Genomic DNA, 7556 nt, shown 5'->3' with positions numbered 1-7556 from the left:
TTCGATCCCCTGCGAAACAACCTGTTGTACCTTAAACACTCCTTTTGTTAAAGTACCGGTTTTATCCATCACCACAACATTGATTTTGGTCATAACATCGAGAAAATTCCCGCCCTTGAACAAAATACCATGCCTTGAGGCGAGTCCGATGCCGCCAAAATAACCCAGTGGAATTGATACTACTAATGCGCAAGGGCAACTAATGACCAGAAATACCAGGGACCTGTAGAACCAGGTATTGAATTCATAATTAGCTACAAAAAAGTAGGGTAAAAAACAGACTGCCAATGCGAGGAAGAACACTATTGGTGTATATACCTTCGCGAACTTTGATATAAAGAGCTGGGTTTGAGATTTCCTGGCGGTTGCATCCTGAACCATTTCAAGGATCTTACTGAGCTTGCTATCGCTGAACAAGGTAGTGACCTTCACTTCTACTACCGTATTCAAATTGATCATTCCGGCGAGGATCACTTCGCCTGCATATTTGGTATCCGGTTTACTTTCACCGGTTAAGGCTGCTGTATTGAATGATGCATTTTCAGAGATGAGCTGGCCGTCCAATGCGACTTTTTCTCCTGGTTTTATCAGGATGTTTTCATCCAGGTAAACCGTCGCAGGATCTACCCGTAATTCCATGCCATCCCTGATCACAGTTACCTCATCCGGACGGACGTCCAATAAGGCTTTAATGCTCCGCTTCGCACGATTTACGGCTGACTCCTGGAACCATTCTCCAATGGAATAGAACACCATTACAGCTACACCTTCGCTATACTCTCCAATAAGAAATGCTCCTATTGTGGCTACACTCATCAGGAAGAATTCATTGAATATATCCAGACGTTTCAGTTTACGAAAAGCAAGGTCGAGGACTTTCCAGCCTGCCAGCAGATAGGCGAACCCATAAATGAACAGATTAACGGTGTCGTTAAATACGAAGTTAAAGCCGTATTCAAGAATAAGCATTACAAAAAGAACAAAAACAGATAATAGCAGATCCCAACGAGATTTCCAGCCTGATTGCTCCGCGCCGTGACCGTGACCATCACTATCTGAATGTTCAGCAGAAGGCTTTTTAATTTGATTTACGTTATTTGTATCCGTGCTGCAGCACTCTTCATGTCGTTTATTCGATTCCATCAGTGCTCTCCTGTATTAGTCATTTTTGCAAGGATAAAAAAGGCCCCCTTTGTAACTATTCTGGCATTCGCCGGCAATTCCTTCACGGGAATAATTTCAGTATATCCAATATCAGATACCCCTTTCTGAACCGGTATCCGTTCAAAATAAAGAGCCGGTTCTCCGGGCTTACTCTTTGCAACTTCTTTTTCTTCGGCATGCTCTTCGGGCTTCTGATCAGTTGCGATAAAAATAAAATCCTGGCCTCCGGAGCTTACAATTGCAGCGGACGGTACTGCACTTACCACAGCAGAACCTATACTAATCACGGCGGTGATGTTCATTCCTTCGATCAGGCCTGTTTTATCACCTTTAACTACCGCGTGTACCGGAATTGTCTTCGTCTCATTAGCAAATGCAGTTCCTATTGAATAAATATCCGCATCATATTCCTTTCCGGGATTATTCGTCAGGGTAAAATGGATTTTTTGATTCGCAGTTAACCGGGGCAAATCTTTTTCGTAGACAAACAGGTCGAGATGCAGGCTTGAGTTATTTACAATTTGAGCAATGGGCGTAGAAGCGTCAACATTTGATCCGATCTGAGCTGAGACTTCACTGATAGTCCCGCTAATAGGCGCCCGTACTGCGATGGTCGTCACAATATTACCCCTGTTAACCTGTGCCGCGGAAATCCCCAAAGCCCCCATTTGTTTTTCAAGCGAGTTTTTAGCTGACCGTAACGTGCTTAGCTCTGCTTCAACCCGCTGCACATTTTTTAAAGGAGCAGCGTTTCCGCTCACTAATTCTTTTTGTCTAGCGTATTCTAACTCAGCGAGCTTAATCTGCGCAGTTGTAGCCTGAAGCTGTTGCTGGATCTGAGCAGCATCAGGATTAATGATAGTCGCGATAGTCTGGCCCTGTTTAACATAGGTGCCCGGCTGAACCAGTAAAGTTTTAATAACACCATTGCTGACCGAAGTAACCAATGCTTTATTTTGATTAGGCACTGTCAGGGTTCCATTAGCTTTGATTGAAGTTTTTAAATTCTTCATTTCTATAATTCCGAGCGCGATATCTGCGGTTTTCATTTGTGCCTGGGTTATAGACACAGTCGTGCTCTCGTTTTCTTCATGCACTTCTTCTTCGCTAACTGTCGCGGGACTGCCACAGGAAGCCGCAAATAAGGCCAGGGTTAAAAATATCAAATATGTTTTCATCGTTATTTAATTTCTTTAATAAAATAGTTGAGTTGTATGGCCGATTGGTTATAGTCATTCAGCACGTCCAGGTAGTTCTTTTGGATATCAATCGCCTGTGTAAGGAATTGCGAAAGCTCTGAGAAACTTATTTCACCCGACCTGTAAGAAAGGTTGGCCGCTTTAATAATAGCTTCTGCCTGGGCAAGCCCGGTCTGCTGATAATAGTTTATTAAATCATTATTTTTCCCGAGCTGCTGCATGGTTTGCAGGTACACTGAATTAATGGAAAAAACAGCATAGTTAGTAACTGACTGCTGATAATCTTTCTCCAGCTCGGCCGCCCTGATTGCATTTTTATAGATAGTTCTCCCAAAAACCGGGATTCCCATGCTCACTGAAAAACCGGAAAAACCCGGACTGACGCCATATAGCCGTTGAGAAAAAAACCTGCCCTCGAAAGAAGGCATTCCCTGTTGCTTAGTCACCCGTACTTCAGCGTCGGCCAGAGTTACATTCTGTTGCTGCCATTTAATTTCAGGATGCTCTCTAAAATCGGAAGGATTGCTGATTACGCTGATCTGGGGCAACAAAGTCGGTTCCGGAAGGTAAGCCTTATCCGTATTTAGAAGCCTTTTTAGCTGCTCCTGTCCTGTCTGAATATCGCGGTCAAGCAATTGCAGCTGAAGTTTTGTTTCTTTTGATTTGGCCTGTGCTGAAATGCTGTCCAGTCCGGCACTTTCCCCGGTACGGACTCTAAGAACAGCTGCCCGGGCAAAAGAAGAATACAGGCTGTCCAGTCGTTTCCATAGCTCGTGCTTATTCTGCAAAAACACCAGGTGAAAATAGATTCTTTCAAGATCTCTTCTAATCTCTGCCAACCTGATTTGACCGGCCAGTTCTACAGACGTCACCCGTTGATTCAGAAGATCGCGCTTTGCAGAATACAATCCCGGCCAGTCAATGCTCTGACTCAGCCCGATCTTTAAGATTCCCTTCGAATCCAGGGAAGAAAGATCCTCGTTTTCTACAAAAACGCCGGTCTTCGGAATATCGAACCCCGTCTTAGCCAAAGTCTTGCTTTGTTCAAGCTGAATGCCCGAACCCTTTAGTTGCAGGTTATTTTCTATAGCCAGTTCATAAGCAGCATTTAGTGAAATAGAAGTTGCAGGGTTCACGCTTTGAGCCTGAACCATCTGGCTCCCCAATGTTAGCAATACGACTATCAAAGTTGCAGGCAGAGCTTTCTTAGGACCTGGCAGAGATTTGGATTTATTAAATATCATATATAAAAGAGGTAACAAGATCAAGGTAAGGATAGTTGCAGTGATCAGTCCGCCAATCACTACGGTCGCAAGAGGTTTCTGGACTTCTGCCCCGGCGCTTGATGATAAGGCCATCGGCAGGAAACCGAGAGAGGCGACTGTGGCTGTCATCAATACAGGTCTTAGGCGTTCTTTGGTTCCCAGGAATATCCGATCTTTAACATTCGTTATCCCTTCTTTGGCAAGTTGATTGAAAGTACCGATCAACACTATCCCATTAAGTACTGCGACACCAAAGAGTGCAATGAACCCTACACCTGCGGAAATGCTGAAAGGCATTCCCCTTAGTAACAAAGCAAAGACTCCGCCGATAGCTGACATTGGAATGGCTGTAAACACAAGAGCTGCCTGTTTAACGGATTTAAACGTAAAATACAGGAGGATGAAGATTAATAACAGAGCTCCGGGCACAGCAATCATTAAACGTGCAGAGGCCTTCTGAAGATTTTCAAACGTGCCGCCATAAGTAAAGTAATAGCCTGGAGGTAACCTGACCCTGGCATCCAGCGTAGCTTGTACATCTTCTACTACACTTTGAACATCCCTGTTGTTCACATTAAAACTTACGGCCATAGTTCTTCGACCGTCTTCCCGGCTGATTTGTGCAGGACCTGTTTCGTAGGCTACTGTTGCTACCTGCGACAGCGGCACCTGATTTCCATCCGGAGTTGGAATAAAGAGGTCACTCACATTTTCAATGGAGCTGCGGTAAGTACTGTCCAATCTCACAACAAGGTCAAAGCGCCGTTCATTCTCATATATCGCCCCGGCCACACCGCCAGCGAACGCTGTGCTGACGATCTGGTTTACATCTTCGATGTTCAGTCCATAGCCGGCCATCCGGGCACGGTCGTAACGTATAGTTATCTGCGGCAACCCGCTTGCCCGCTCAACCTGCGGCTGGGTAATGCCTTTGATCGGTCGTATGGCATTGGCAACTTCAGTAGCAAGGGAATTTAAAGTATCCAGGTTTTCTCCGAAGATCTTCACTGCCACATCCTGCCTGATACCGGTCATAAGCTCATTAAAGCGCATCTGTATCGGCTGACTGGGCTCCGCAATCACTCCCGGGATGTCGGCAAGCGTTTCCCCCATCATGTCCGCCAGCTCGTAAAAGTCATCCGTTGTCGTCCATTCTTTCTTATCCTTCAGGATAACCATCAGATCAGAAGCTTCAGGAGGCATTGGATCCGTCGCTACATCAGCGCTTCCGGTTTTACCGACAACCATTTTGACTTCAGGATATTTAAGAAGCATTCTTTCGGCTTTTAAAACTGTTTCGGTCGTTTGTGAAAGCGAAGTACCCTGTGGAAGTAAAAATTCTATCGCGTAGTCGCCTTCTTCTAATTGCGGGATAAATTCTCCCCCCATGCGGCTGAATACAATAATAGTGATCAGCATTAATGCTACTGCAGCACCTATGACTACATACTTGATCCTGATGGCAGCTTTGAGCATTGGTTCGTATTTTGAATGGAAAAAATCCATCATCCGGTCAGAGATATTCCTTTTATGAACAGCGTTTTTTGAAAGGCACAATGCCGACATCATCGGAATGTAGGTAAGTGATAAAATCAATGCTCCCAGGATTGCGAAGCCCACAGTTTGCGCCATAGGCCGGAACATCTTTCCTTCCACACCGGTAAGTGTGAGGATAGGAATGTAAACTATGAGAATAATAATTTCCCCAAATGCGGCGCTATTTCGGATTTTGGAAGCAGATTGGTACACCTCTTCGTCCATTTCCTGCTGCGAAAATCTGCCGCTGGTCTTTCGAAGCGCCAGATGGAGCATGGTGGCTTCTACAATTATAACTGCACCATCTACGATCAAACCAAAATCAATAGCCCCTAACGACATCAGGTTGGCAGAGATACCAAACAGGTTCATCATCGCGAGTGCAAAGAGCAGAGAAAGGGGAATAGCAGAAGCAACAACAAAACCTGCCCGCCAGTTACCCAGGAAAAGAACCAGGACAAAAAGAACGATCAATGCTCCTTCAATTAAATTCGTTTCTACCGTAGAGATGGCCCTGTCAATCAAGCTGGTCCGGTCCAGGAAAGGCTCCACAATTATATCCGCGGGAAGCGATTTTTGAATGGTGAGCATTCTTTCTTTAACTCTCCCTGCAACATCGGCGCTGTTCGCTCCTTTTGTCATCAGAACGATGCCGCCCACGACTTCTTTTTCACCATTATAGGTAAGAGCTCCATAACGGGGAGGGGATCCCAGCCTTACGGAGGCTACATTTTTAATTAATACCGGAATACCATTTTCTGATCTCTTTACGACTGTATTTTCGATGTCTGCCATGGAAGTCATCAGTCCGACACCCCTGATGAAATAAGCATTCGGCTTTTTATCGATATAAGCTCCTCCTGTGTTTTGGTTATTTTTTTCCAGGGCATCGAATATTTCAGGAACGGAAATGTTAAATGCTTTCAACCGCGCAGGATCAATGGCAACTTCATACTGCTTGGTAATTCCACCAAAGCCAGTTATTTCTGCTACACCCGGAATACCATATAACTGCCGGGAGACAATCCAGTCCTGGAGCGTACGCAGATCCATAGCGGTATACTTATCTTCACTTCCCTTTTTGGGATGAATGATATACTGATAAATTTCTCCAAGACCTGTAGTAACCGGGGCCATTTCAGGTTTGCCGAGATTAGCAGGAATGCTTTCCTGGACTTCATTCAGTTTTTCTGCGATCAGCTGCCTGGCAAAGTAAATATTGGTGGATTCGTTAAAAACCAGTGTGATCACACTCAGACCGAAACGCGAAAAGGAGCGCATCTCCACGAGGTCGGGCAAGTTGCCCATTGACTTTTCTACGGGATAGGTAATGAACTGCTCCACTTCCTGCGCAGCCAGGGTAGGTGCTTTGGTAAGGATCTGAACCTGGTTATTGGTAATATCTGGTAATGCGTCAACTGGCAATTGTGTAGCACTCCAGGCTCCCCAAACGATGAGGGCAAGTGTCAGCACGCCAATGACGAGTTTATTACGGATACTGAACCGTATTATTCTGTCTAACATGAAAAATGATTTTAAGTAAAACGATGATGCGTATGCATCCGGAAAAATATTATTGCTGCTCTACTCAGGCTTTTGGAGGCTGGAACAAGGGACTGGTAATGGAGTGATAAGAAGGTTCTATGTAGTAATTGGAATAATCCGACAATGCTGGCTTTCCTGAATGACTTTTTGCAACAATGGGGTATGTGCATCCAATACAGCATGCACAAGAACAAAATGGCGAGCAGATATCGCCTGTACAATCCGCAGCCGGACTTACTAAAGTTTCAACAACTGTATCCTGAGATGAATATTCAATAGCATCAGCACACGATACGCTGCTAAGCAGAAGTACCTGTACTAATAGTATCATTGAAATCAATTTCATATTTTCAAATATAAGATTTGGATTTAGATTCTAAAGGATTTTCATTCCACCTATACCAGCCTGTTGTTATTATTTGGGTAAAGCCAGAAGCTCTTGAATAAAGTATTTGATAGTCAGCTCGGGTATAACGTGCTGAGTGGCATTTGATTACCACGGAGTACACGGAGGAAAAAGCTGCCTGACGGCAGGCAGGCACGGAGAGCAGAAAGTTTAGCGATTTTAGCTCGGTGCCCTTTGTGCCTTCCTCCGTGGTCTTAGTGTTCAAATCAGCATACGATGTACGGGTAGCTGCCGGCAGGCAGGTTGTACTTTGCGCCCGTTGCGTTTAAATCACATAGGGTGCGAAACGAAAAACGCTTTACCTCAGAATTTAAAGCACATAATACAAGCCAATAGAAAAGAACGAACGAGGGTTCTTGAACGAAGCCTCAGTGTCCCTGGATATTAAGGAAGCCTGATATGCGGCTTCCACCATAAATTTCCTGGTGCTGTAAGCCACAG

Annotated in this window: 4 protein-coding genes; all 4 read right to left on the bottom strand. The window is 44.9% G+C overall.

The genetic code is table 11. The annotated features are described in order from the left end of the window. The coding region (locus ACLL8Z_RS14510; RefSeq protein WP_411275512.1) for an HAD-IC family P-type ATPase at positions 1 to 1143 on the bottom strand (1143 nt) is incomplete at its 3' end. Beyond that, positions 1143 to 2342, bottom strand: a complete 1200-nt coding sequence (locus tag ACLL8Z_RS14505; RefSeq protein ID WP_411275511.1) for an efflux RND transporter periplasmic adaptor subunit — start codon at positions 2340 to 2342, stop codon at positions 1143 to 1145. The genes ACLL8Z_RS14505 and ACLL8Z_RS14510, both read right to left, overlap by 1 nt. Positions 2343 to 2344: 2 nt before the next feature. Beyond that, positions 2345 to 6688 carry a CusA/CzcA family heavy metal efflux RND transporter gene (locus ACLL8Z_RS14500; RefSeq protein WP_411275510.1) on the bottom strand — a complete coding sequence of 1448 codons (4344 nt, stop codon included), beginning with the start codon at positions 6686 to 6688 and terminating at the stop codon, positions 2345 to 2347. A 64-nt stretch (positions 6689 to 6752) separates the two neighbouring features. After that, complete coding sequence (locus tag ACLL8Z_RS14495) at positions 6753 to 7055, bottom strand: DUF6660 family protein (RefSeq protein ID WP_411275509.1); 303 nt, start codon at positions 7053 to 7055, stop codon at positions 6753 to 6755. Between the last annotated feature and the right edge of the window lie 501 nt (positions 7056 to 7556).

It is taken from the genome of Daejeonella sp., assembly GCF_046590655.1.
Taxonomy (GTDB): Bacteria; Bacteroidota; Bacteroidia; order Sphingobacteriales; family Sphingobacteriaceae; genus Daejeonella.
This window is presented reverse-complemented; position numbering and strand designations above follow the sequence as displayed.